Here is a 25299-nt window from a genome sequence, read left to right on the forward strand (position 1 = left end):
ATTTACTGTCAACCGGCTTGCACCAACCGCCGGCTCTCTGTGATGTACAGAAATTACTACTAATCCTTATCATCGAAATATGTATACAATATCGGGACCATTATATAAAAAAGCAAGCCCAAAGTCAATATTACATGTTATACTCGCCATCTTAAAGCTCACGGGTTGGTACCCTTCATAACGCTGGTTGCTGTTCAGGATAACCGAAAACGCTCAATGCCTTCCTCCAGGTTATGAATGGTCCAATTCACATGTTCCTGATGATCATATTGACGATAAGCGCACTCAATGCGCAGCACCAGATCAAAGTACAAGTCATACAGACTTCTTCTTTTTAGCTCACTTTCAGTTGTAATCGCATGCCCATACCCTTTCACAAAACCGGGTGTATAGTTAAAATGACTGAAATAGTGCTCCATCAGAGGGTCTGCCCACAGTGAACGTTCAAAATCAATAATCGCTGTGATGCGACCTTTGTCTACTAGAACATTGCCATCCCACAGATCCCAACTTACAAGCACAGGTTCTTTTACATCGTCCAGCACATCCGATTTCTCCTCAATCAAGCGTCTCAATTCAGGATAATCCATCGAAAATGTAATCCCGGCTTCTTCCCCATCGGCAAGAATGTCATCCATCAGATTCATAAATGCTTCTTTCCAAGTGGAATAACGCTGTTTTTGCTCCGAGAAATATCCGAACTTCTCACCCTTGATTTCATTAATTCGACGATTGTAACGCCCCAGTTGTTGTTCAACGGCTTCCTGCTCTTCCGCAGAATACTGATCCTTGACCTGATTGTAGGGTGTTCCAGACATGTACTCCATGATAAAATACCGCGCTGAAGCCATGGTTAACGAATCATCATAAACCAGAACTTTGGGTACGGGAACATCCTGCAGCTCGCTTATGAGACGCAGTGCCTCAACCTCGGCAATCATCAGGTCCTGTTCACAGCGCATCAGATTTGTCGAAGCTGAAGGGGCAATTTTGAGTACCACTCGCTGTGCGTCACTGAGTGTAATGAGATATGCATGATTGGCCCAGCCATCCACCATTTCCTTGTAGCCCTGTATTTTTGCAGAGAGATTCTGCTCTATTATGGCATTTAGTTGTTCTGACGTAAGTCTTGTTTTATATGTACTTTCCACTTCTACACCTCACCTCGACTATTGGTTTCCATAGAAAACGCTTTCTATCCGACTATTATCGCCTCCTCTACTTCAGCTGGCAATACTTTTTGTCACGCTATTGAGTCTTTCCTAGCATTTCTTTGCCAGGTTACAGAAACATGTCCATCATTTTATGGAAAATTAAACAAAAAAACCGCCCTTATGTACCAAACATAAGGACAGTTCTCGTGATTCGCTCTTATTTCACAGCAACGTAGAACAAGCGCTGTGCGCTGTCTCCGGCCTCTTTCCATTCAAAATCCGCATATACCTTCACATCTCTAAAGCCTGCCTTGGATAACTCCAGCTTCATCCAGTCTGGGTTATATGCACGCTGGACATGAACTTCTTCAAAGCGCTGGTACATATCCTTGCTGCCATCATCCACACGCGAAAAAATACTGAGATGATGTTCAATCTCACAGCGATCCTGGTCCAAATCACAAGTCCAAATATAAGATACGGAGCGCTCATCCAGCACAAAAGGCTGCTCCTCATCATAACGGATAAGCGTATTGGGATGATGCACATCAAACAAAAACGTTCCATCAGGCTTCAGCATCTCATATGTCCGCTGGAAGGTTCGAACAACATCTTCTTGTTCGAGCAGATAATTGACGCAATCACAGAATGATATCACCGAATCCACAGGTTCCGGAACTCGCCAGTCTCGCATATCCTGCTGCACCCAACGTACGCTGCCTTCCCGATACAAGCGATGACCCTGAGGCGTTGCCTCCATCTTGCTGCGTGCAACCGACAGCATATCTGCTGACAGGTCAATGCCCGTAACTTCGAAACCGGAGTTCACGAGCGGGATTGTAATAGAGCCCGTTCCACAGCCAAGTTCAGCGACACTTTTGGGCATTCCATGTTTTTCCCATGCTGTTCTTGCAAACCTTATCCAGTCCGGATAAGGCATATCTTCCATTAATTCATCATACACATAGGCAAATTTCCGGTAAGACATGTCAGGCACCGCACTTTCAATTTCATTTTCCAATCCTGAGCTAACAAAAGAAAAAGCAGGGCATCCGGTGTTTACCCAGCCTATCCCTGCCTTATCCGAGTTCCATATCACAACTATTTAATCAAGAAGATTACTTGTTTTCACTTTGATCCGCAGGAGCAGATTCGGACAGATACGTCCAGCTTTCCTTTTGGACCACCAATCCGTCCTTCATCAATTTGCCCAAGGCACGCTTGAACGCAGACTTACTGATGCCAAAGCGCTGCTTGATGATATCCGGCGGAGTTGCATCCGAGTAAGGCATGCCGCCCATAGGACGCTCTTTCATAAAGGCGAGAAGCTTGTCTGCATCTTCGTTACGTCCAACTTGTTTAAGTTGAGTCATGGCCAGATTCACACGTCCATCTTCACGTACCAGTGTCACCCGACATTTCACTTTTTCGCCAAGACGCAACATGTGACTGCGTTCAGATGAATGAATCATGCCAATCGCGCCAAAGCCAAGTACACCGCCCTCTACAAGTACAAAAGTACCCATCTGCAGTGGCTTGTACACCAGAGCCTCAACCCATTCGTTCAACCAAGAAGTTGGCGCATGGAAAGCCAAGGGTGAAAGTTCACGTTCCCCGGCCAATTTGGCACGCAGACGTCCCTGCTTATCATGTTCCATGATTACAAAGACTTCGTCCCCCACTTGAGGACGCAGTTCTTCCAGTTCAGGCAATTCACGAATAGGAAGCAGCAATTGCCGTCCAAGTCCCATTTCCAGGAAACAGCCCAGTCGTGGGTGAACATCAGCCACAACCAGTCGCGCCATTTCGCCAAGCATGAGATAAGGCTTCTTCATCGTTACGGCCAGACGATCTTCCGTATCAAAGAATACAAATACTTCAAGCGTCTCGCCAATCTTAATATCCCGCGTTAACTCGGTGTAGTGAAGCAGTACATCTTCCGATCCTGTCGTCAAAAAGAAACCAAACGGAGACACTTCACGTGAAACCGGCAAAGAGACGACTGTTCCAGCAATCAAACTCATACCATTTCCACCACTTTGGCATCAGACCATAGACGCTCAATGTTGTAGTATTCACGCTCGTCGCGGTGGAAGATATGAACAACAACGTCGCCCATGTCCATCAGTACCCAACGTGCGGAATCCATACCTTCGATACCTTTGATCGTCGCTCCGGCAGCATGAGCCTGTTTGCGAATCTCAGTGGCAATGGCCTGTACCTGTGTATCGGAATTCCCGTGACAAATAACAAAATAATCTGCCACCAGAGAAACATTAATCAGATCCAACGCTACAATATTGGATGCCTTTTTGTCGTCAGCGGCAGCAACCGCCATATTCATAAGTTCTTTCGATGATACTGTCATGAACCAACCTCCATAATCTATAATTGTGTGTTCAAAAAGATCAGTTTTCAGTACCGAGAAGATGGAATAAAGCTAGAAATGGAGTAGCGGAGCGTAGGCAAACTACGTGAGCAACGGACATTTCAGCTGAATTTCATCTTCGATGCTGATGATGCCGCTAGGCATCCTTCGTAATCAAAAGTGGACTTTTTGAACAACCTCTATAATTGTGCAATTAAGTCATTCCGCGACAGCATAGTCAAAGGATAAATGACACGTCGCTGCGAAATCAGCAAGCTGATCGTCGAATCGAATCCGGCAATTAACCCTTCCTCCAGACTATGTTCAGCCTGTTCGCGAATGTGATCCACTCCCGGGAAATCTCGTCCCGGTTCAATGTAATCGGCAAGACATACCACTTTGTCCAGCAGGCTCATGCCTACCCGACCCGAGGTATGCCACCGGATGGCATTAATAACTTCGGAATCCTCTACACCGTAATCGCGCTCGGCTACAAAAGCACCGACTTCGGAATGCCAGAGCTGTTTGTCATGCTGCAGAAGTTCCTGGTTTAATCCGTTATCGCGGATGACCGCTTCCATCTCCGCTACGGGCCAGTACTTCGCCACATCATGCAATATCGCTGCCAGATCCGCTTTTACAGGATCCGCACCGTATTTTTCAGCCAACATCACGGCCGACTCCATCACGCCAAGTGTATGTTTCCAGCGTTTCTCCGGCATTTGCCCGGATACGGCTTGAATTAGTTTCTCACGGCTTAGTCCCATATAAACCGCTCCTTACAATGTATTGGTGCACCTCATCAGGAATCATGAAACGTACCGAATGACCTTTGGCAAGACGTCTGCGTACGGCTGTCGATGAAATATCCACCAAGGGCATCTCGGCCAGCAGGACCCGGTCCTGTAACTCGTCTGGTAGATCATCCAGATGTAACTGGAAGCCTGGCCGACCAACCCCGATAAAGGTTAGGCGTTCTGCAAGTTCTTCAATCTGCTCCCATTTGGGAAGATAGTTCACCATATCCGCCCCGATAATGAAATAAAATTCATGTTCAGGATGGCGACGCCACAGTTCCTTCATCGTATCAATGGTATAAGACACTCCGCCAAGTTCCATCTCGATGCCCAGCACCTCATATTGCTGCACACCCTTCACAGCCGCTTCCGTCATATCGAGACGTTGCTGTCCCGAAGCTCCGGCGCCGCGTTTGTGAGGTGGAACATGGGAAGGCATGAACCAGATCTCATCCAGTGCATGCGAATCCCTTGCCGCTTCAGCTGCCAGGAGGTGTCCCATGTGGATCGGATCAAACGTACCACCCATGATGCCGATCTTCACCCGCGTCACGCTCCCTTATCTAGGTAGTTCGATTTGTTTGTTATCACGCGATTCTTTGTACAGGATGATTGTGTTACCGATGAGTTGTACAAGCTCACTTCCCGTTTCACGGGCAACTTCTTCGGCCATCTCTTTTCTGTCCTCGTCATTGTTGTTGAGCACTTGCACTTTCATCAATTCGCGCTTCTCAATCGCATCTTCGATGTGACGGAACAGGTGTTCATTCGTTCCACCTTTACCAATCTGAAATACAGGGGTCAGGTGATGTGCCTGTGACCGCAAAAAGCGCTTTTGTTTACCGTTTAACATGAATACTCCATACTCCTTATGTTGAGCAGGCCCTTCGACAGCTCAAGGACTGTCCGGACCTGACCATTCAATTATTATTTTCACACTTCAAAACTGTTTAGTACAGCACGTCTCATCGTCTCCACTGGAGCCGGAATGCCGAGCCAATGTTCAAAGGCCACTGCGCCCTGGTATACAAACATACCCAGACCACCGTGCACCGTACATCCACGCATCCGTGACTCCCGAAGCAGACGGGTCTCCAGCGGATTGTAGATCAGATCACTTACCGCTGCACCTTCACGAATCAATGAAGAGTCGACCGGTACGTCATCAATATACGGATGCATTCCGGCAGACGTTGTATTAATAACGATATCAGCCGTAGCCAGTACCCTTGCAGCGTCTTCCATGCCACTGCCCGAGATTTCTCCCAGACCATGGCCCCGTAAATCCGAAGCAAGTGCAATAGCCCTGTCGGCGGTACGGTTCAGAATGTGGATCTGCTCAGGCTTCTCCAGTGCAAGTGCGTATATGACACCTCTTGCTGCTCCACCTGCTCCCAGTACAGCAATACGTTTGCCCGCAAGCTCAGTTACAGCTTCTTCCTTCAGGGATCGGACATAGCCAATACCATCCGTATTGTACCCTGTCAGTGTTCCACCTTCATTGACGATGGTATTCACCGCACCAATCAGGCGAGCACTTTCATCGATCACATCCAGATACTGCATGACCTGCTCTTTGTGCGGGATGGTGACATTGACACCACGATAGCCAAGTGCCACAATTCCGCGAACTGCTGCTTCCAGTTGATCCGGATGAACATGCAGTGGCATATACATTCCATTCACTTCTGCAGCCTGCAGAGCCGCATTGTGCATTGCCGGAGACTTGGAGTGAGCAATCGGATCACCCATAACGCCAAGCAACACGGGAAGTGAAGAGTTGAATTTGTTCCGCCCAGACATAGGTCCGCCTCCGATCCATCTGATGTACAGGTTCTGAGATTACTAGATCAAGGATGGGCGGATCTGTACACGAATGCCTTTTGGAGCATGAACAGCAACCAGCGCCCCAATATCGCCATTAACCTTAATCCAGCCCAGACCCGAGATGAATACATCCGATTGACTGCCGCGTTTGATGCGGAATTCATGTCTGGTCCATTCAGCCATCTCTGCCGCATCCTCACGGGTTGGCGGAGACAACAATTCTCCCAGATGGTCGCGGTACAGGTCATCTGCACGCTCCAGCTTCGTCCGGTGAATATCAAGCGCAGTGCTGATAAAACAAGTGAACGACTGGCGATCACCTTCCACAAAGTCAAATCGAGCCATGCCGCCAAAGAACAGCGTCTGACCGGAATTCAACTGATACACAGCCGGTTTAAGCGGTTTTTCCGGCATGATGGCGGCGAGATCCTTACGTGAGACAATCTCGCTGAAACGCCATGGATACACGATTCCAGGCGTATCAATAATATATTTTCCATCATCCAACGGAATGTTCACCATATCCAGCGTTGTTCCCGGATAACGGGATGTGGTCAGTTCCTGCTCCAGATCGCTGTAATCACGGATCAGACGGTTAATCAGTGTGGATTTACCCACATTGGTACCGCCAACCACGTACACGTCACGATCTTCGCGATACGTTCCTACAAGCTCAAGCAGTCGGTCGAAGCCCTGATTTTGCTTTGCACTGCACAAGACGACATCCACGGTACGCAAACCCTGTTCTTTGGCTTGCTTCTGTACCCAGTTGCGAACCTTGTTCCAGTTGGTTACTTTCGGAAGCAAGTCCGTTTTGTTCACAGCAAGCAATACCGGATTGTTGCCTACAAAACGTTGCAGACCGGAGATAATACTGCCATCAAAGTCAAACAAATCAACGATATGGATGACAAGTGCATCCTTATCCCCGATTTTGCTAAGCAGCGCCAGGAATTCGTCCTGATCCACCGTAACGGATGATGACTCATTGTAGTTTTTGATGCGGAAACAGCGCTGGCATATAACCGGTTCACGATCCAGTGCCTTCTCGGGGATAAACCCTGGTAATTCCGAATTTTCTGTTTGCAGATGCACGCCGCATCCGCTGCACCTTACAGCAAGATTGCCGTTATGCGGTTCTGTCATTTCTTCTTTTCCTCCTCAAGCCATAAGCCTTTCCTGCGTAAACTCGTTAGAGCAATCCGTTCCACGCGCCGATTGAAGCGGGTCATAAATCCTTCGTCACCAATGGAGATTGGCAGTACCAGAACGGTATATAACCCCATTCGGTTCCCTCCATAGACGTCCGTAAGCATCTGATCGCCTACTACAATCGTGTTTTCAGGAGATAACTCCATCATTTTCATTGCTCTACGAAACGGTACATTCGATGGTTTGCGTGCACTATGCACAAACTGGATATCCAGCGGGGTCGCAAACAGGGATACACGATTCAAATTGTTATTGGACACAATCATCAGCTTGAAACCTGCCTCTTTCACACGTGCAAACCATTCAATCAGTTCGGGCGTAGCGTCAGGGGCTTTGGCTCCAACGAGTGTGTTATCCAGATCAGTTATAATTCCACGGTAGCCTTGAGCGTACAGCTCTTCCAGATTAATGTCAAAAACCGTGTCTACACGCAGCTTGGGCATTAACATTTTAAACAAAGAAGTCACCTCAGTTTCATACGACACACTATATCACAAATCCGTCTTTCCTGAAAATGCATACAGCGCCTGATGGCATAGGAAAAAAGGAAAAACGGGACGGGCAACAACTATGCCCGTTCCGCTTTCAGTTCTTTTCGCAGCTTCAAGGCAGTCTGATAGACGGCCTTCCAGTCGTCGGCTTTTACGGACGCCGGACTATAGCGAGTCTGTTCAAACTTCGTGAGAAGCTCATGCAATGTAGCTTCTGCAGCAGGTTTGGCCTGGCTCCAGCGGGCTACCGATTCACGAAGTGTCTCGTCTCCGCTCCGGGTCAGTCCTTTGCGTTTCACATAATGAATCCAACGCTCGGTCTCGGCCACTACCTTCTGTTCAGGGGTGAGCGGTCCACCTGTCCGTAGACGAAGCAGGAAGAATCGCATGGAGAAGCGATTACGCCAGAACATGTATGCTACCCACAATACGATGATGGCTCCTGCAGCCCAGATGACAAAAGTCGGGATGGCAGACGATGTCTGCTCAGGTGCAGGGGTCTGCTCTTCCTCTTGTACCGGCTCCTCTTCTGGCTGTTCTTCAGGCTCATCTACTGGCTGTACATCAGGCTGTTCCGTAAGCAGCGGCATATCAAAGCCCGGTGTTGCTTCAACAGGAATCCAGCCATATTCACCGAAGTAGACCTCAGCCCAGGAGTGTGCATCTGCATTGGTAACGGTGTAGGTCGTCTCAATCTCCGCGCCAGGTTGACGCGGAGCCTGCATGTCCGAATTCAGGGACAGTTGTCCAGGCGCATACCCTTTAACCCACCTTGCAGGAATGCCTTCCGAGCGCGCCATCATCACCAGTGCAGTAGAGAAGTAGTCACAGTAGCCTTCCATAATATCAAACAGGAAGCCTTCCACAAAGTCACTGCTTACTTTTCGAGATAAATCCGGATTGTTCGTGTATTCAAAATTAGTTTGTAGATAGTTTTGCAGTAATGCCACTTTTTCATACGGAGTATTAGCAGAAGCCGTTATCTCGGCTGCCAGATTCGAAACCCGGTCAGGGAAACGGGAGGGTAACTGCAAGTACATATCATCTGCGGGGTTACTGTTATACAGATCTTCAAAAGACTTTGTACGAAGCTCATCTTCCACAATCACAGGTGCTTCAGAGACGATGGTGTACGTCTTCGGATACTGCGGTTGCTGACGGTCTGTCACCACATGTAGTTCAGCCTGTTCTGCATTCCACAACATCCGTTCTGTTCTGTCCTCACCATTAATCGAGCTCACTTCCGAGATCGAATAAGCACCAAAGAGAATCGGATAGACATTGTCATTCAGCATCGTTACGTTCTGAGTCACTTGTTTGGTGTTCACATTTCCGGATTCAACGTTCTCCAGAGGCTGTCCGGCTGCAACATTCTCTGTTGCACCCCGTCCACGATCATCCCAGCCTGTGCCTGTATACTCTGCACGTGTCTCACCACGCCAGTAACTACGCTCATTGGTCGTGACAGACATGACAGGGGTATAGTCGAAGTTGAATCCTCCACCAAGCTGATTGTCTTCCCTGCTGTATCCCGATTCGGTAGCGGACGGAATATCAAGGTTTCCGTTACCAGCCTGACTTGTGGAAGTTCCGGTATAATTACGCCACGCCGTATACGGGTCCGTCAAGGTGGGTGGAATCTCCGGCATATTGACGCTGGCTACAATAATCAAAGAAAAGATAATGGCAATATTGGCCAGGACTTTATAAGGATATCGGATGATTCGTTTCCAACCTTGTGGATACTGTAGCTGATAGTTACGGAAATGTTGGCATACGAGCCATCCCATCCCCGCAAACATCACCCACGCGATTTCAATCCAGAGTGGAATCTGGGTGAAAGAATCGAGAATCCCCATCGAAATGATGTTGACACCCAGAAAAACAAGAATGCGACGTGTTGTGTTCACGAGTCGAAGCGCAGCTTCAAGCATCACCCATGCACACAGGGAGAACCAGATATAGGGCGTCATATGCAATATGAATTGCTCCGCTCGGTCCGTTAATGAACCGTAAGGGATGTACACCGTATAATCGATCAGCGTTTTATGCAAAATGTAACCAACGACGACCGCCTTGATCATCGCGCGATACATCGTTTTGAAGGGCAGAATGACCTCAAGCACACTGACCGCTGCAAGTGTCCATAACACCAGAGAAGTGGTCTCCGTGTACCACGATTCCTGCGTAAATGAAATCCACTGCATTCCAATTAGGAAAATCCAGAGCAATGATGCTGCATGATACCAGGATCGTTTGCCTGCAACACTTTCATTTCCTCTTGTACTCATACAGAACCTCCCCCCATCACTGTTGGAAGTTCCTGCAAGTGAGAAACAGTGAATGACCTCGTGCCTCTTCCACGCAACATGGCATTCCACTCCGCACTCCGGCGGGATTCACTGGTATCCATCAGAATATGGCATGGCGTCATGCCCCGCGTATCGGCCCAGCGCAACAGTTCCAATATTTTTTCATCCTTTTGGGGAGAAATCACAACAAAGTAAGCTCCCTGAGGCAATTGACGTGCGATTTTTTCCACGCCAGGCAGCAGATGAGTATCCTGACCGTTGTATTGAATGTCTACCAAATGATGCATCATCTTCTGTCGTTCCAGCTGACTTTCACTGGGGGCCATGTAGGAGGTTTCGTCTGACAATGTCAACAATCCCATTCCCATTCGTTCCCTGGCACCATACTCGAGCAGAGAGGCAGCCGTGGACACGGCAATTTCAAATGCATCCCCATGTTCATAACTTGATGCCAGCGCATCCAGAACCAGAATGGTTTTGGGCACAGACTCATGTTCAAACTCCTTGGACTTCCAGTTCCCTGTCTTTGCCGTTGCATTCCAGTGAATGCGGGAAAGTCGATCTCCGTAAACGTAGTCACGCACACCATTGATCTGAGTGGTCTCTCTCCGTGAACGGGTTAACGCCGTCTGAGGACCGGATAACCGTGATTTGCGATCGTAGAGCTGCCAATAGGGAATAAATACCGTTCTTGGCAGTACGCGAAACTCACCTTTGGCCTTAAACTTTCCTCGATGTTCAATCAGCCCAAATATGTCCTCGCTCGCACATTCCGTTTCTGAAAAAACATACTTTCCCCGCTCAAGTGGCGGTGTCTGAAATGACAACTCGCCATTACCTCGCATATTGGGAATCAAACTTTCCTTGAACGACCACGATTCTCCATTATGCCGATGCAGCATTTCACGTACAACAACATAGGGAAGCGGGAGGAATCCCGGAATGGTCAGACTCAACTGTACTTGAACCTGATCACCTGCATGAAGCAGTTCTTCATGGTCCGGACCAGAAGATAGCCTACGCACTCCCTGAGCACGTCGTACTCCGCTGAATCCAGCAATAGCAAGATACACACAGAGCAGGGTCACCATCGAAAGTAACATAAGAGATGTCTTCCCGCCCTGAAACAAAACATAAGCCAGGCAGCACATCCACACCATTGCGATGCTCCATACGCGTGGGTGGCGCAGCCCTTTATTGACTGTACTCAAAAGCGGCTTCATGAACTATTGCCCCATGGAGACGGGCACGCGCACTTGCTGCAGTACGGCATTCAGAACAGCTTCGGAACTCATACTGTCCAGTCTCGATTCGGGACGAAGCACAATACGATGAGAGATCACATAAGGGGCCATCGTCTTCACATCATCCGGGAGCACATAATCACGTTCCTGTAAGAAAGCAAAGGCTTTTACCGCCATCATGAAGGATATGGCTGCCCGTGGGCTGGCACCCAGCAATACAGATGGGTGGGAGCGGGTTTGGCGAACAACATCCAACAGATAGTCCATGACCGGATCACCGATAAAGACTTCCTTGATCTCCTGCTGGATTGCCGAGATCTGGTCCATATGGGTTACGGATTCGAGACGATCCACAGGTTGACCCGACTGATGCGTTTTCAGCAGGGTTTTCTCAATCTCTTTATCCGGATAACCAAGGCTTATTTTCAACATAAACCGGTCTAATTGCGCTTCCGGCAATGTGTATGTGCCTTCAAAATCAATCGGATTCTGAGTTGCACAGAGCATGAACGGATGTGGCAGATCATACGTATCGCCATCAACGGTTACACTGCGCTCCTCCATGACTTCAAGCAATGCCGACTGAGTTTTCGTTGTGGCCCGGTTAATCTCATCAGCCAGCAAGATGTTGGTCATCACGGGACCTGGACGGAAATAAAAACGTTCATCCTTCGGGTGGAACACGGATACGCCCGTAATATCACTGGGTAAAATATCAGGATTACATTGAATGCGTCGGTACTCTCCGCGCATGGATTTCGATAATGCCTTGATCAACTGCGTTTTGCCAGTTCCTGGTACGTCTTCAATCAGAACGTGCCCGCCTGCAAGCAAAGCTGTAAGTAAAAGTTGAATTTCAAAGGATTTCCCCATAATGCAGGATTCCAGATTCGAACGAACTGCGGATATGATTTGGATCGACTCTTTGCGCACAGGCATGTGGTCTAACCTCCTAAAAAAGCATACAGATTTCCTTTTATTGTACATGATCCACGGGCGTGAGTACACTCGAAGGAACTCACAATTTGTTTCCAACCCGTCAGATTCACCGCAGTTCACGCATGAATACGACAAAAAAGGCCCGGATAGAAGTAATCCGAAGCCTTTTTTGAATCAAAATTATGTTCAAATGAATTTGCCATATGATGTTAGCCTTTTGGACGAACCACCAATGCCGCGAGAAAAGAAAAGATGATCGCTGACGATATTCCCGCCGCTGTCAGATCAAAGATCCCGGTTATAACTCCAATCCATCCCTCTTTCTCAAGTTCAGTCAATGCTCCATGCACCAAAGAGTTACCGAAACTTGTGATGGGCACGGAAGCACCTGCACCTGCAAACTTGACCAATGGATCATAGAGACCGAGTGCATCCGCAACCGCCCCTGCCACAACAAGTGTACTCATGGTATGTGCCGGTGTAAGCTTGACACTATCCATTAGAAGCTGTCCTACAACACAGATCAAACCACCAACGATAAATGCCCACAAGAATTGCATCTCATTTATCCCTCCTTTTCTATAGCTACGGCATGTGCGATACAGGGAATAGTTTCACCCTGCTGGTACGAGAGCGGAGACAAGAGCGCTCCAGTAGCAACAACGAGCACCCGTTTGAGTTCACCCTTCTGCATCCGATTTAAAATGTGACCGTAGGTTACCGTGGCAGAACACCCGCAGCCACTTCCCCCGGCAACCACATAAGGCTGTTTCTCCCGATCATAGATCATCAGGCCGCAATCATTGAATACCGTCTGTTCCATGGGAAGGCCTTCTTTTTGCAGAAGTTCTTTCGTAATTGGCAAACCGACGGAAGCCAGATCCCCGGTCACAATGAGATCGTAATAGCCAGGCTCCAGCCCCGTATCCCTGAAATGAGAGATCAGGGTGTCGGCTGCTGCCGGTGCCATCGCTGAACCCATGTTGAAGGGATCTTTGATTCCCAAATCCATGATTCGTCCAATGGTGGCCTTGGTAACTACTGGACCATCACCTGTACGGGACACCACACCACACCCTGAACCCGTAACGGTATATTGCGCATAAGGCGGCTTCTGAGAGCCATACTCCGTCGGATAACGAAATTGTTTCTCAACCGTGCAGTTGTGACTAACCGTACCTGCAAGGACATAATCGCCAGCTCCCGAGTCTACAATCATGGACGCCAGCGCCAACGTTTCCATAGAAGTTGAACAGGCTCCAAAGACACCAAGGTAAGGCACACCCAATTTTCTCGCGGAGAAGGAACTGCTGATAATCTGATTCATCAGGTCTCCACCCACAAAAAAGTGAAGCTCTTCCTTGGTAATATTTGCATTAATCAAAGCTAGCTGGGAGGCCTGTTCGAGCAGTTTGCGTTCTGCCTTCTCCCACGTCTTCTCGCCGATCTCAAGGTTGTCATAGATGTAATCAAAATCAGATGACAAGGGACCCTTGCCCTCATCAGGTCCTACAACTGCCGCCCTGCCGATAATTCGCGGACGATTCTCAAATTGCCACGTTTGGCGACCCAATCGCTTCACAGGTGCCCACCTCCAAATCCCAAAAAGGCGTACACGATGCCTACAATAAAGGCTGCCACGACACCGAATACGATAACGGAACCAGCAAGTTTAAACATGTTGGCCCCAACACCAAGTACCAGCCCTTCAGCACGATGTTCAAGTGCAGCAGAGCACATGGAATTGGCAAATCCGGTTACCGGCACAGCCGTTCCTGCTCCTGCCCATTGAGCCATTTTATCGTATACGCCAAGACAAGTCAGAATAACCGATATGAGAATCAAGACCGCCACCGTAGGATTGGAAGCTTCCTTCGATGTCATGTCGAAACCGGCCATGAAAGCCTCTTGAATGGCCTGTCCAATCAAGCAGACGGTACCTCCTACCAAAAATGCCTTGAGGCAGTTCTTCAGGATTGGACGAGGCGGCTCATGTTTTTTTGCAACTTTTTTGTATTCCTTTTCATCCATGGACAGGGACGACGATTTCTTTTCGCTTCCGGATGCAGATTGAGCTGGCAAGATACAAGACCTCCTCTATGTCAAAATGGTTCAAAGCTACGGCTGAATGCCAATGAGTGTAATCCTATATTCATTGTTTGTTAATCCTCGGAAGGTTATGTATCCGGCGACGAACAGCATATGTTTCCAACAACGTCATACGGTGGAAACAGGTTAGGAATACGCCGGATCTGCGGGCTCATAGATACGTTCTATAAATAAAGAAGAACAATCACGAGCAAGATAAAAAGAACGATGAACAGTACTTTTTCCGTGCCCTCTTCTGGAGGCTTCATTTGATATTTAGCTCCTTCCTGTGTGAAGACAAGGAAATATGGAGTACAAAAAACTTCATAAAATGATGACATCTCCTCTGTATATTCATATTCATTGAACTAGCATCGGGACTGCGGCTACAGCGGATAAAGTCATGAAACATGGATAAGGCAAGCGTCCAAAATATGCCTTAAATACGTGACATAAACATGGACAATCACTTGCGCAAGGTTCATACTGTAATGTGACCAGTGGTTAAATAACAAGTCCTCAACATATTAATGTACGTGTTCAAAAAGTCTGGTTTTCAGTACCAAGAAGTTGAGATGAAGATAGTCGACTTTTTGAACTACATCTAAAAGGACAACAGGCAGGTAGCCGTTCTACTGTGACCTGAAATACATACCAACAGAGGAGTTGTTGACACATGAATGAAAAAACGATGGAAATGTTTCGCACTTTGACGGAGTTTCCCTCCGCATCCGGTTTTGAACGTGAGCTTCGCGGCTGGATGAAAGAGCAGCTTTCCGCTTATACGGATGAGTTCGTCCAGGATCGCCTGGGGAGTCTATTTGGTGTATTACGGGGAGAGGAATCCGGTCCTAAAGTTATGGTAGCCGGACACTTTGACGAAGTTGGTTTTATGACTACGGGCATTACCGAAACAGGTATGATCAAATTCCGTCCACTGGGTGGATGGTGGAGTCAGGCTGTACTTTCTCAACGATTGGAAATCATCACACCTGATCGTCGGATTACCGGAGTTGTAGGTTCTACACCTACACACTTGCTGGACGAGTCTCAGCGGAACAAACCTGTTGATCTGAATTCCATGTATCTCGATATTGGAGCAGACAACCGTGCCGAAGCAGAATCCTGGGGCATTCATCCAGGGATGCAGATTGTGCCAGTCTGTGAGTTCACGCCGATGGCGAACCCGAAAAAAATTATGGCCAAAGCGTGGGATAATCGTTACGGCGTAGGTCTTGCACTTGAATTGGTTGAAGCACTGCATAAGGAAAAACTGCCTAACACACTTTATGCTGGTGCAACAGTTCAGGAAGAACTGGGGCTTCGCGGTGCACGCACGGCGGCCAATCTGATTCAGCCTGATATCTTCTTCGCACTTGACTGTAGCGCAGCGAATGATATGACAGGTGACAAACAGTCATTTGGACATATCGGAGAAGGAGCATTACTTCGTATTTTTGACCCGGGTATGTTCACTCATCGCGGAATGGTGGAATATGTTCAAGATACGGCTTCATCCAATCAGATTAAAATGCAGTATTTCATCTCACCAGGTGGTACTGATGCAGGTCAAGTTCACCTGAGCGGTATTGGTGTACCATCAACAGTTATTGGTATTTGTGCACGTTATATCCATACCTCTTCTTCCATCATTCATACGGATGACTACGATGCAGCCAAAGAACTGATTGTTAAACTGGTTAAAGGTCTTGATCGGACAACGATGAATACCATTATTGATAATGCGTAGTTTGGTTAAATGGAAAATCCTTAAATATTTATGCCTGAAAGAGATGTCCCGTCAGACCGGGATGTCTCTTTTTTTGGTTTAATCAACTAGATTAATAGGTCGAACATTATGGAGACTGCCACATAAGATATAAGATAATGAAAGATCAATAACCAAACACCAACCAGTGGGGGATCTGTTATGGCAGTGGGAAGGAACGGAAAATCAAATAAAGGTTCTAACAAAAAACCAAACGCTGCTAATACCCTCCTTAACGGAAGCCTCAAAGGGAAAAATCTCGAACTGATTGTAGCAGCGTTATTGGTGAGCGGAAAGTTGAGAGTGGATGCTGTCACGTTGTTTCGTGAGGCTACATTGATTGTAGAATTGGTTGGTCAATATAAAACACTTCAAAAGGTCACACCCTCCAATTCAGACAAACTGGTACAATTCCTGGATGAAACTGGCGGCGATATGACGCTGAATGATGTTATACAGGCATTTCAACAGAGGATCAATTCCTAATAGCCAAGAAATGGGGTGGACATCATGTCCGAGTTTGACGGAACCGGGTTTGCGGAACTGTTAATTGTGCTTATTCTTGTTGTTTTATTTGTATTTGGTTCTACTGACATCGATACACTTAGCGGTACACCTACAAAAGTCTGAACTTACTCCTCTCCTGAAATTGTGCTTAGCTTAGTCATCAATGATTTCCGGTCAGAGACCACCAGACACTCTGTTCATGTAAAAATCTTCAATTTAAGAACGCCAGCCCATAAAAATTGGCTGGCGTTTGTCGCTTTAATTAAAGAAATAACGGTGAGAATGCAATCCAGGCCAAAATAAGGGTAAGCACAATGCAGACATTCTCTACAACGGCCCCACGCTTGGTTCCTGTACTCATCAGATTCACCCGTATACGCCATTTGAGCGGTGGTAACGGACGAATGCCACGATTGGTTAATGAATCGGCCAACAGGTGCATCGCATACGCTGTGCCTCCCGCTACCCAGATCTCCGGTCCCTGCTGCTGGGTCGTACTGTAGAGTAAACCAGCCCATATCGCAGTGCCGTATAGGGTATGCGTTAATCCCCTATGCGTTAGCGTAGTGCACAGCATAAGCAGGCTGCCTGCAATCAGATTCCAGGGGGCAAATGCGTGACCGTAGAACACCAGACCGAGTCCAATGGCGAACATCAACACTTTGCGAAGCGAACGCGAAGGCAGGAATGACACGAGCGCAATGAGGATCGCAAGCAACAGGTTCCATGGTTTGGCATGAACATAGAAATACACGAAGACAGCTGTAGGCAACAGAATCGTCTGTAACAACCTGATCAGACTGTTAGGCAAGGCTTTCGATACCAGCAGCGAATTCGGCTCATCGATGTCAGGCAATAATGAACCAATCAGAGCAACCGTAACTGCCGGTGCAGTCACCGGCATACCAGCCAACTGCAGCACAGATAGCGATACGCCTGTCCCGATAATAAGGTGGGATCTTCCCATCATGATGCAAAAACGTCCTTTCGAAGAGATAGGGAACATACATAGCCCACTTTTGATAGTACAACGAAACCAAAACAAGAACAATAGTTCGTATTTCTTATTTGTTTGAAAATAAAAATAAAATTCTGTGATGGGGCTCACACCAAAGAATTTATGACTGAACTATCTTTATTAGTGAATTAAATCACATAAACTATCGTTAACACCTTGTATAATTTCAAATATAAACCATTAAAATTTTGGGTACTGTACAGCGTCTATTCAAGGAGGCATACACACATGAACGGAAAAAAAGAGAACCTCATTATCATTGGTAACGGTATGGCAGGAATCAGTACCGTTGAACAAATTCTAAAATTAACTACGCGATTTGATATTACCGTTTTTGGCAAAGAGCCCTATCCCAACTACAACCGCATTATGTTGTCTTACGTACTGGAAGGAAGCAAAACGCTCGACGACATCGTCCTGAACGACCTACACTGGTATGAAGATTACGGTATTACGCTGCACACAGGCACAACAGTCACACGAATCGATGCCGAGACACACGAAGTTTTGACTGAAGATGGCACTCGTGTTCCTTACGACAAAATTATCATTGCAACAGGCTCCAGCTCCTTCATTCTCCCCGTACCGGGACATGACAAGCAAGGCGTAGTCGGTTTCCGCGATATCGCCGATTGTAATGTGATGCTCTACGCTGCTAAACAGTACAAAAGAGCAGCCGTTATCGGGGGCGGACTGCTGGGTCTTGAAGCTGCCAAAGGTTTGGTACAACTCGGCATGGAAGTTACCGTAGTGCATCTGATGGAAGATCTGATGGAGCGTCAGCTTGATCCGCAAGCTTCAGCCATGTTGAAGGCGGAACTTGAACGTCAGGGTATCCGTTTCAAAATGGGTGCTCAGACTGCCGAATTATTAGGCGGCGAACGGGTTGAAGGAATTCGTTTTGCCGATGATTCCGTACTGAATGTTGATTTTGTTGTCATGGCTGTCGGCATTAAACCCAATACGGCTGTAGCTCGCGAAAGCGGTATGGAAGTGAACCGGGGTATTGTCGTAAATGACTATATGCAGACTTCACTTGACAATGTGTATTCGGTTGGGGAATGTACAGAGCACCGCGGGGTATGTTACGGCCTCGTTGCCCCATTGTTCGAGCAGGGCATGATTCTCGCGAAACATATCTGTGGTGTAGAGACGGCTCCTTATGAAGGTTCAGTAGTATCCACGAAATTGAAAATTTCGGGTGTGGACGTCTTTTCAACTGGTGAATTCATCGACAGTCCGGAACACACCGTCATTTCACACAAAGACGACTGGAAACGGACCTACAAAAAAATTCTGCTCCGCGATAATAAAATGGTCGGTGCCGTTCTCTTCGGTGACATTACGGATTCTGCCGAATTGCAGAAACTGATCAAACAACAGACTAAAATGACCGAAGAATTGTATAGCTCACTCATGGGGACAGGCTGCGGCGGTCATAAGAAAACCACCTCTGTAGAAACGATGGCGGAAGACGAGATTGTCTGTGGATGTAACGGTGTAACTAAAGGCACAATTGTCGATGTCATCACGAACCAAGGACTTACCAGCGTAGATGAAATCAAAGCCTGTACGGGTGCAACCCGCTCTTGCGGGGGATGTAAACCTGTTGTGGAACAGATTCTGCAATATGTACTTGGTGATAACTTCAGCAGTGGAGCCAAACAGGGCATATGCGGATGTACTTCCATGGGACGGGATGAGATTGTAGCCGAGATTCGTGCAAAGGGATTGCAAACGACCAAAGAAGTCATGAATGTACTGGGTTGGAGTCAGCCTGAGGGTTGTTCGAAGTGTCGCCCGGCAATCAACTATTATCTTGGCATGATTGCACCAGACACACATGAAGATGAGAAGGAATCCCGTTTTGTTAACGAACGCATGAACGCAAATATTCAAAAAGATGGGACCTATACGGTTGTACCTCGGATGTATGGCGGGGTGACTACACCAGCGGATCTCAAACGCATTGCTGACGTTTCAGTCAAATATGATGTTAAAGCAGTTAAAGTTACCGGCGGTCAGCGCCTCGACTTGATTGGTGTCAAAAAAGAAGATCTGACTAAAGTGTGGGCTGAACTGGATATGCCTTCAGGTTATGCATACGCCAAATCGCTGCGTACGGTCAAAACATGTGTCGGCTCCCAATTCTGCCGATTCGGTACACAGGATTCCATGGCAATGGGCGCTCGCATCGAACGTAAATTTGAACGCCTCGATCTGCCAGCCAAGTTTAAATATGCCGTCAACGGTTGTCCACGGAACTGTGCAGAGGCATGTACCAAAGATATCGGTATTGTTGGTAACGACGGAGGCTGGGAAATCTTCATCGGTGGTAACGGCGGTATTAAAGCAAGACTGGCTGATTCCCTATGCAAAGTGAAAACGGATGAAGAGTTGATTGAATTGTGTGGAGCGATCATGCAATATTACCGCGAGACAGGTAACTACCTGGAACGGACTTCGGAGTGGGTGGAACGCATGGGTCTGGAGCATATTCGTTCGGTTGTCGTGGATAACCTTGAGGAACGCAAAGCATTGATGCAGCGGATTGAATTCGCACTTGAGCATGTGGAAGAACCTTGGCAAAAAGCGATTCGCAATGAGGAAGGCCAAAGTAAAATGTTCCATGGTATCGAAGTGTCGGCTCGTCCATAAGCAAGCTTGCAAGAATAATACTGGAGAATGTTAAATAGATAAGGAGTGGTTTAAGATGACGACAAAACAATCAGCCACCTACTTCCCTGCCGGAGTAGTTGAAGAATTCCTGCCTCGAATCGGAAGAGTAGTTGAGATTCAGGACCGTCAGCTTGCTGTCTTTCGTGCATCGGATGGCACCATCTTCGCTGTGGATAATCACAATCCCCACCCCAAGGGTGGGCCGCTTGCAGAAGGCATCGTGTCAGGACATTATCTGTACGATCCGCTGTATGATTGGAAAATTGACCTCACTACCGGTGTTGTGCAAGCACCGGACAATGGGCAAGTGCAGATGTATCCGGTGAAGGTAGAGAACGGCCAGGTCTGGATCGAAATATAGCTCCATTGAAACGTTCATAGATTGATGCAAATAATGGGGGAACCGTGATGTATACACCAAGTGTTGAGGGAATTATTGAAGCTGCGGTTAAAAAACGGGATCAGATGAACTCCAATCTTTCACGCTACATGGTTGCCGCCTTAATGGCGGGTGCCTATGTAGGACTTGGCATCGTATTGATCTTCAGTATTGGTGCTCCGCTCCTTGCGGCGCAGTCACCACTGCAAACCATGTTGATGGGCATGTCCTTCGGACTCGCCCTCACGCTGGTCATCTTTGCAGGATCGGAACTATTTACAGGCAACAACATGTTTTTCACCATGAGCACGCTCGCAGGCCGGACCACAGTTAAAGATACACTGAAAAACTGGGGACTCGTCTTTCTCGGCAACTTGTTAGGAGCGATCCTGCTCAGCCTGCTTATTGTAGGCAGCGGCCTGTTCAAAACGGCTGCGCCTGAACATCTGTTATTCGTCGCTTCAGCCAAAAAGATGGCCGCCCCCGTATCGGAGTTGTTCTTCCGCGGCATTCTCTGTAACTGGCTCGTCTGTCTGGCGATCTGGATGGCTGCTCGCACGAAAGAGGATATCGCCAAAATTGCGCTCATCTGGTGGTGTCTGTACGCCTTTATTGCAAGTGGGTATGAGCACAGTGTTGCCAATATGACTTTGCTGTCCTTGTCTTGGCTGTTGCCAAACCACCCGGATACCATTACACTGGCAGGCTGGTTCCACAACATGGTTCCGGTAACGCTTGGTAATATCATCGGTGGTGCCCTCTTTGTCGGAATGGCTTACTGGTATACTTCACCGGTACGTAAAAAATCATAATTCTTCATTCAACAGCAACTATGTAGCGCCAGGTAACACAACATCTACACATTAAAGCCACGATGGATGCCGAACTTACGTTCAGTCACACACATCGTGGCTTTTTATGGTTTATCGATAAGCTGCGTACTCTCTCGAATGGTTCCCTTTCATCCTCTCATCCTTCTATAGAGAATTAAAATTCATTTTACCTTCGTCGCTATCCGCGTTAATCCACAGTTGACATAACTGGTGTATAGTCGATGGATACTCACACCTATACTCAATCAGCAAAGGATGATCGCTTATATGGGAATCCATACGTACTTCAGGTCATTGAATGATCTTGAACGTATTATTCGTACACCTGGCAAATTCAAATTCGAAGAACACAGCGTCTCCGCTCATTCTTGGAAAGTGGTACAGTACGCCAAAACACTTGCAGATATTGAGGAGCAGCATGGAGTCACCGTGGATTGGAAGAAGTTATACGAGATCACCAGCAGCCATGATTATGGCGAAATCTTCATTGGAGATATCAAAACGCCGGTCAAACACTATTCACTGGAACTGCGTTCGATGCTGCAAAAGGTAGAAGAAGGCATGGTTGAGCATTTTATCAATGAAAATATTCCTGAAGAGTTCCAGCCTATTTTCCGCAGACAGTTGCGTGAGGGCAAAGACCAATCGGTCGAAGGACTGATTCTGGAAGTCGCAGACAAGATGGATCAGGTATACGAAGCCTTTGCCGAACTCCAACGTGGAAATACGGAAAAAGAATTTATCGTCATGTACCGTTATGCCTTGGTCAAAATCAAAAATATCGACCTCCACTGTGTGCAGTATTTCCTGGAACAGATTCTCCCCGACATGATCGATGAAGGTATTCGCTCCCCGTTTGATATTCGCAAAATAACCGAAGAAGCTCTTGCCCAGTAATCAGCTCAAGTCAACATGGTTCTCATCATCCATGGACAGGGCTTTTTTTCGTTCCTGCAATTGCAGTCGGTACTCGCTAGGGTACATGCCCGTTTTGTTTTTGAAGATCCGGCTGAAATAGTGGGAGTCGCTATACCCCACAGCTCCACCAATCGTCTTGATATCCATATTCTCATGGGTGACGAGCATGCGCTTCGCTTCATTAATCCGCAGACCTGTCATATATTTCAGCGGAGTCTCCCCCGTTACTTTCTTAAAACACTTTCCTAGATAGTCCACACTAAAATGCATCTGTCCCGCCATGTCCTGGAGTGTAATCTCATGCATGTAATTCTGCTTCAAATACAGCTTAACGGCCTCTGCAATGTCCTCTGGCTTCACCTGCTCATCCAGCACGGCACTAACATGGGCAAGCGAATCCACAGCACTCCCAAGCTTTAATTCCATCGCATCCAGCAGTGTGCGAAGCTGTTCTTCCGATAATGGTTTGAGCAGATAATCCTCCACCTTGTAACTGATCGCCTGCCGTGCATATTCAAATTCATGATAACCGCTTAGTATGACAATTTTCACATGCGGATAGGCAAAGTACAGATGTTTGGCAAGTTCCAATCCATTCATTACTGGCATCTGTATATCCGTTATAACCAGATCAGGTACGGAATGTTCAATGAGCTGTAACGCTTCCTGACCATTCCTCGCTTCACCAATCACCTCGAACCGGGTGTCCAGCTCTCTGAATTTGCGCGAGACATTCCGGCGAATTAGGGCCTCATCTTCCACAATAATCGTCCTATATTTGATTGTCATGGGTTAGTCATGCTCCTTTCCAATGGAACCACCTATGGTAATCTGGACACCGCCGGAAGGCTTGTTCGTAATCTGCATGCGGGCTGCCGGGCCATACCATAATTTCAATCGGACCCATATATTTTTGAGACCCATCCCGTTAATTTCGAGGTCAGGCATACGCTCCCACTCCTGCGATTGTTCGATGTAATGCATGATCTTGGCAAGTGCCTCGGGTTCCATGCCAGGCCCGTTGTCTTCCACATGGATCTGCCAGGTCTGCTGTACCGCATCCATATCTCCAGTAATATTCAGTTTCCACGGAGGGGTATCACCCAGTCCATATTTCATGGCATTTTCAAGTAGTGGTTGTACCATCAGCATCGGAACCTGGATATGCTGCATCTCTTCCGGAATATGAAACTCGTAGTGCAGATCATCTTCAAACCGAATCTTCATACACTCCAGATATCGCTCACAATAATCCAGTTCTTGAGACAGTGGAACCCCGTTTTTGCCGGGAGTAGAGATATAACGAAGCATGGACGCGATATGACCACAGAACGCAACAATCTGCTCATTCATGCCTTCCTCCGCCATGATGCTAATGTTCGTGATGTTGTTGTAGAGAAAATGCGGGTTCATCTGGGACTGAAGCGCGAGTAATCTCGCCTCTGTCTCCTGGGATTTCATCGCCAGTCTATCCTGAAAAGATTGCACGAGCTGCTGATTCAACCGAATAAATGTATCATTCAGTTCATCCATCTCCCGGATGGAACCCGGATGCTCCAGCTTGAACAAATGCGCCGAATCCTGGCCTGATACCAGATCGTTCTCACCCGTTTTCTGAATAATGCGCTGCAACCGATGCAGCGGCAAAGTGACCCTTTTGGAAATCAGATACGAGAGAACCAGAATCAGCATTAACGTAGCTAACGTAGCACCGATAAACATCACAGCCATCCGGTTGAGACTCGCGAAAAGGGACTGTTTGGACTGCATGACAACAACGGTCCATCCTGTCTCCTGTGACGTCATGTACGTCATCATTTGTTTGGAATGATTCAAAGGGTCGGTGATCTCCTGCATCGTATCCGGTGGAAATGAAAGATTCTGAATCAAGTCCACATCATCGAAGTGGGCTGCCTGAGAATCTTCACCATCCGGTGAAAGTGGATACAGCCGTGTATTTTGCTCATCCATCACATAGATGCGAAGATTCTCGTTACTCGCCTGCAAATCATTCAAATGCTGGAACAGGGTTCCGGCATCCTGCAAAATTTCAACGACGCCCTGACTAACATAATTACCATCTTTGTATACCCGGGTAAGGGAAATGTAGGGTTGATCTGACTTCCCCTGACCTGTTGGCATGGGCAATGCTCCCCCCTGTAACAATTGGATCACCCGCCAGCCACTCCGCTCCCAGGTTTCCTTGTACCACGGTCGCTGAGTCAGGTCCACCGACAGCTGACCATTGAATGCACCGGCTCCAAGCATCTTGCCGTTCACATCATAGATATTGGCCTGCTTGGCTGTATTGGAGCTGCTGATAATCGCCAGAATGACATCAATTAGTGTGGTTGTATCCTTATACAATGCCGGATCACTCGTAAGTGTCTGCTCACTCTCTTCCGCTGGTGCCAAGTAGTGACTAAAGTGTTCTTTGACCAGATTGGAGTACACAATATTCATGGAAAAGTTGTTCATTTTTACGACTTCCTGATCCAGATTACTGACGATTGATACCCCCAGTTGTCTCTGCTGTTCTTCACTTCGATGACGGATGTCACTCGCCAGAAAAACGTACAGCAGTCCTGCCACAATGAGCGAAAAGACAATAAATACCGCAGAGTAATAGGCAAACAGACTTTGCTGAAGCGTTCCAAATCGATACCGCAATTCCCACACACCTCGTCCTATGATGATATCTGTCACACCATTCGAAAATGTCCACCCAACAAAACGTTTTTGTCTATTGAGCGTATTCGCTGTTC

At 47.5% G+C, this 25299-nt stretch carries 25 protein-coding genes and 1 other annotated feature (1 of these 26 cut by a window edge); of the genes, 6 read left to right on the forward strand and 19 right to left on the reverse strand.

The genetic code is table 11. The features are described 5' to 3' along the window. Positions 1–82: a binding site (T-box leader), on the reverse strand; it reaches 189 nt to the left of the window's first position. Between the two features lie 112 nt (positions 83–194). The 16 genes from NKT06_RS22570 to spoVAC all read right to left on the reverse strand — a co-directional run bounded on the left by NKT06_RS22570 (position 195) and on the right by spoVAC (position 14426). Further along, the gene (locus NKT06_RS22570; protein WP_253439456.1) at positions 195–1151 is read right to left on the reverse strand and encodes a phosphotransferase family protein; all 957 of its coding nucleotides are present in this window, start codon (positions 1149–1151) and stop codon (positions 195–197) included. Positions 1152–1371: 220 nt separating this feature from the next. Continuing rightward, the gene (locus NKT06_RS22575; RefSeq protein WP_253439458.1) at positions 1372–2142 is read right to left on the reverse strand and encodes a class I SAM-dependent DNA methyltransferase; all 771 of its coding nucleotides are present in this window, start codon (positions 2140–2142) and stop codon (positions 1372–1374) included. A 130-nt stretch (positions 2143–2272) separates the two neighbouring features. Then, entirely contained in the window at positions 2273–3178 is a 906-nt protein-coding gene (locus tag NKT06_RS22580) for a CvfB family protein (protein WP_253439460.1), read from the reverse strand. Next, positions 3175–3522 (reverse strand): ribosome silencing factor, encoded by a 348-nt coding sequence (gene rsfS / locus NKT06_RS22585; protein WP_253439462.1) that lies wholly within the window; start codon positions 3520–3522, stop codon positions 3175–3177. Before rsfS ends, NKT06_RS22580 begins: the two co-directional genes overlap by 4 nt. A gap of 200 nt (positions 3523–3722) precedes the next feature. After that, entirely contained in the window at positions 3723–4289 is a 567-nt protein-coding gene (yqeK, locus tag NKT06_RS22590) for a bis(5'-nucleosyl)-tetraphosphatase (symmetrical) YqeK (RefSeq protein WP_253439464.1), read from the reverse strand. Then, on the reverse strand, positions 4273–4863 hold the full coding sequence (locus NKT06_RS22595) for a nicotinate-nucleotide adenylyltransferase (RefSeq protein WP_074095918.1): 591 nt from the start codon (positions 4861–4863) through the stop codon (positions 4273–4275). Before NKT06_RS22595 ends, yqeK begins: the two co-directional genes overlap by 17 nt. A 15-nt stretch (positions 4864–4878) precedes the next feature. After that, positions 4879–5172, reverse strand: coding sequence for a ribosome assembly RNA-binding protein YhbY (gene yhbY / locus NKT06_RS22600; protein WP_017687186.1), 294 nt, complete (start codon positions 5170–5172; stop codon positions 4879–4881). A gap of 80 nt (positions 5173–5252) precedes the next feature. Next, positions 5253–6122, reverse strand: a complete 870-nt coding sequence (gene aroE, locus NKT06_RS22605; RefSeq protein ID WP_253439466.1) for a shikimate dehydrogenase — start codon at positions 6120–6122, stop codon at positions 5253–5255. 42 nt (positions 6123–6164) lie between these two features. Further along, positions 6165–7292: a ribosome biogenesis GTPase YqeH gene (gene yqeH, locus NKT06_RS22610; protein ID WP_017687184.1), complete on the reverse strand. Its 1128-nt coding sequence runs from the start codon at positions 7290–7292 to the stop codon at positions 6165–6167. Further along, positions 7289–7816, reverse strand: a complete 528-nt coding sequence (locus NKT06_RS22615; RefSeq protein ID WP_036615148.1) for a YqeG family HAD IIIA-type phosphatase — start codon at positions 7814–7816, stop codon at positions 7289–7291. The genes yqeH and NKT06_RS22615 overlap by 4 nt, the downstream gene beginning before the upstream one ends. Positions 7817–7926: 110 nt before the next feature. After that, a complete protein-coding gene (locus tag NKT06_RS22620; RefSeq protein ID WP_253439468.1) occupies positions 7927–10140 on the reverse strand; it encodes a DUF4129 domain-containing transglutaminase family protein in 2214 nt (737 codons plus the stop codon). Next, complete coding sequence (locus tag NKT06_RS22625) at positions 10137–11384, reverse strand: DUF58 domain-containing protein (RefSeq protein ID WP_253439470.1); 1248 nt, start codon at positions 11382–11384, stop codon at positions 10137–10139. The genes NKT06_RS22620 and NKT06_RS22625 overlap by 4 nt, the downstream gene beginning before the upstream one ends. 3 nt (positions 11385–11387) lie before the next feature. Then, positions 11388–12344, reverse strand: coding sequence for an AAA family ATPase (locus NKT06_RS22630; protein ID WP_253439472.1), 957 nt, complete (start codon positions 12342–12344; stop codon positions 11388–11390). A gap of 209 nt (positions 12345–12553) precedes the next feature. Beyond that, positions 12554–12904 carry a stage V sporulation protein AE gene (spoVAE, locus tag NKT06_RS22635; protein ID WP_253439474.1) on the reverse strand — a complete coding sequence of 117 codons (351 nt, stop codon included), beginning with the start codon at positions 12902–12904 and terminating at the stop codon, positions 12554–12556. 5 nt (positions 12905–12909) lie between these two features. Further along, the gene (gene spoVAD, locus NKT06_RS22640; RefSeq protein WP_253439476.1) at positions 12910–13926 is read right to left on the reverse strand and encodes a stage V sporulation protein AD; all 1017 of its coding nucleotides are present in this window, start codon (positions 13924–13926) and stop codon (positions 12910–12912) included. Then, on the reverse strand, positions 13923–14426 hold the full coding sequence (spoVAC, locus tag NKT06_RS22645) for a stage V sporulation protein AC (protein WP_442032469.1): 504 nt from the start codon (positions 14424–14426) through the stop codon (positions 13923–13925). The genes spoVAD and spoVAC overlap by 4 nt, the downstream gene beginning before the upstream one ends. A gap of 682 nt (positions 14427–15108) precedes the next feature. On the opposite strand from spoVAC, the gene NKT06_RS22650 reads away from it, so the two are divergent. Together NKT06_RS22650 and NKT06_RS22655 are read left to right on the forward strand one after the other, a co-directional pair. Further along, positions 15109–16182 carry a M42 family metallopeptidase gene (locus NKT06_RS22650; RefSeq protein WP_253439478.1) on the forward strand — a complete coding sequence of 358 codons (1074 nt, stop codon included), beginning with the start codon at positions 15109–15111 and terminating at the stop codon, positions 16180–16182. 180 nt (positions 16183–16362) lie between these two features. Next, positions 16363–16686, forward strand: coding sequence for a hypothetical protein (locus NKT06_RS22655; RefSeq protein ID WP_253439480.1), 324 nt, complete (start codon positions 16363–16365; stop codon positions 16684–16686). A gap of 283 nt (positions 16687–16969) precedes the next feature. Here the strand turns inward: NKT06_RS22655 and NKT06_RS22660 are convergent, their stop codons facing one another. Continuing rightward, the gene (locus NKT06_RS22660) at positions 16970–17677 is read right to left on the reverse strand and encodes a metal-dependent hydrolase (RefSeq protein ID WP_221821932.1); all 708 of its coding nucleotides are present in this window, start codon (positions 17675–17677) and stop codon (positions 16970–16972) included. Positions 17678–17953: 276 nt separating this feature from the next. On the opposite strand from NKT06_RS22660, the gene nirB reads away from it, so the two are divergent. The 4 genes from nirB to NKT06_RS22680 all read left to right on the forward strand — a co-directional run bounded on the left by nirB (position 17954) and on the right by NKT06_RS22680 (position 22513). Beyond that, positions 17954–20383, forward strand: coding sequence for a nitrite reductase large subunit NirB (nirB, locus tag NKT06_RS22665; RefSeq protein WP_253439482.1), 2430 nt, complete (start codon positions 17954–17956; stop codon positions 20381–20383). Between the two features lie 55 nt (positions 20384–20438). Continuing rightward, entirely contained in the window at positions 20439–20765 is a 327-nt protein-coding gene (nirD, locus tag NKT06_RS22670) for a nitrite reductase small subunit NirD (protein ID WP_253439484.1), read from the forward strand. 47 nt (positions 20766–20812) lie between these two features. After that, positions 20813–21595, forward strand: a complete 783-nt coding sequence (locus tag NKT06_RS22675; RefSeq protein ID WP_253439486.1) for a formate/nitrite transporter family protein — start codon at positions 20813–20815, stop codon at positions 21593–21595. A 288-nt stretch (positions 21596–21883) separates the two neighbouring features. Then, the gene (locus tag NKT06_RS22680) at positions 21884–22513 is read left to right on the forward strand and encodes a YfbR-like 5'-deoxynucleotidase (RefSeq protein WP_253439487.1); all 630 of its coding nucleotides are present in this window, start codon (positions 21884–21886) and stop codon (positions 22511–22513) included. On the opposite strand, the gene NKT06_RS22685 is transcribed toward NKT06_RS22680, so the two are convergent. Both NKT06_RS22685 and NKT06_RS22690 read right to left on the reverse strand, forming a co-directional pair. Beyond that, entirely contained in the window at positions 22514–23323 is an 810-nt protein-coding gene (locus NKT06_RS22685) for a response regulator transcription factor (RefSeq protein WP_253439489.1), read from the reverse strand. A 3-nt stretch (positions 23324–23326) separates the two neighbouring features. Beyond that, positions 23327–25204, reverse strand: a complete 1878-nt coding sequence (locus tag NKT06_RS22690; RefSeq protein ID WP_253439491.1) for a sensor histidine kinase — start codon at positions 25202–25204, stop codon at positions 23327–23329. Between the last annotated feature and the right edge of the window lie 95 nt (positions 25205–25299).

Source organism: Paenibacillus sp. 1781tsa1 (genome assembly GCF_024159265.1).
Taxonomy (GTDB): Bacteria; Bacillota; Bacilli; order Paenibacillales; family Paenibacillaceae; genus Paenibacillus.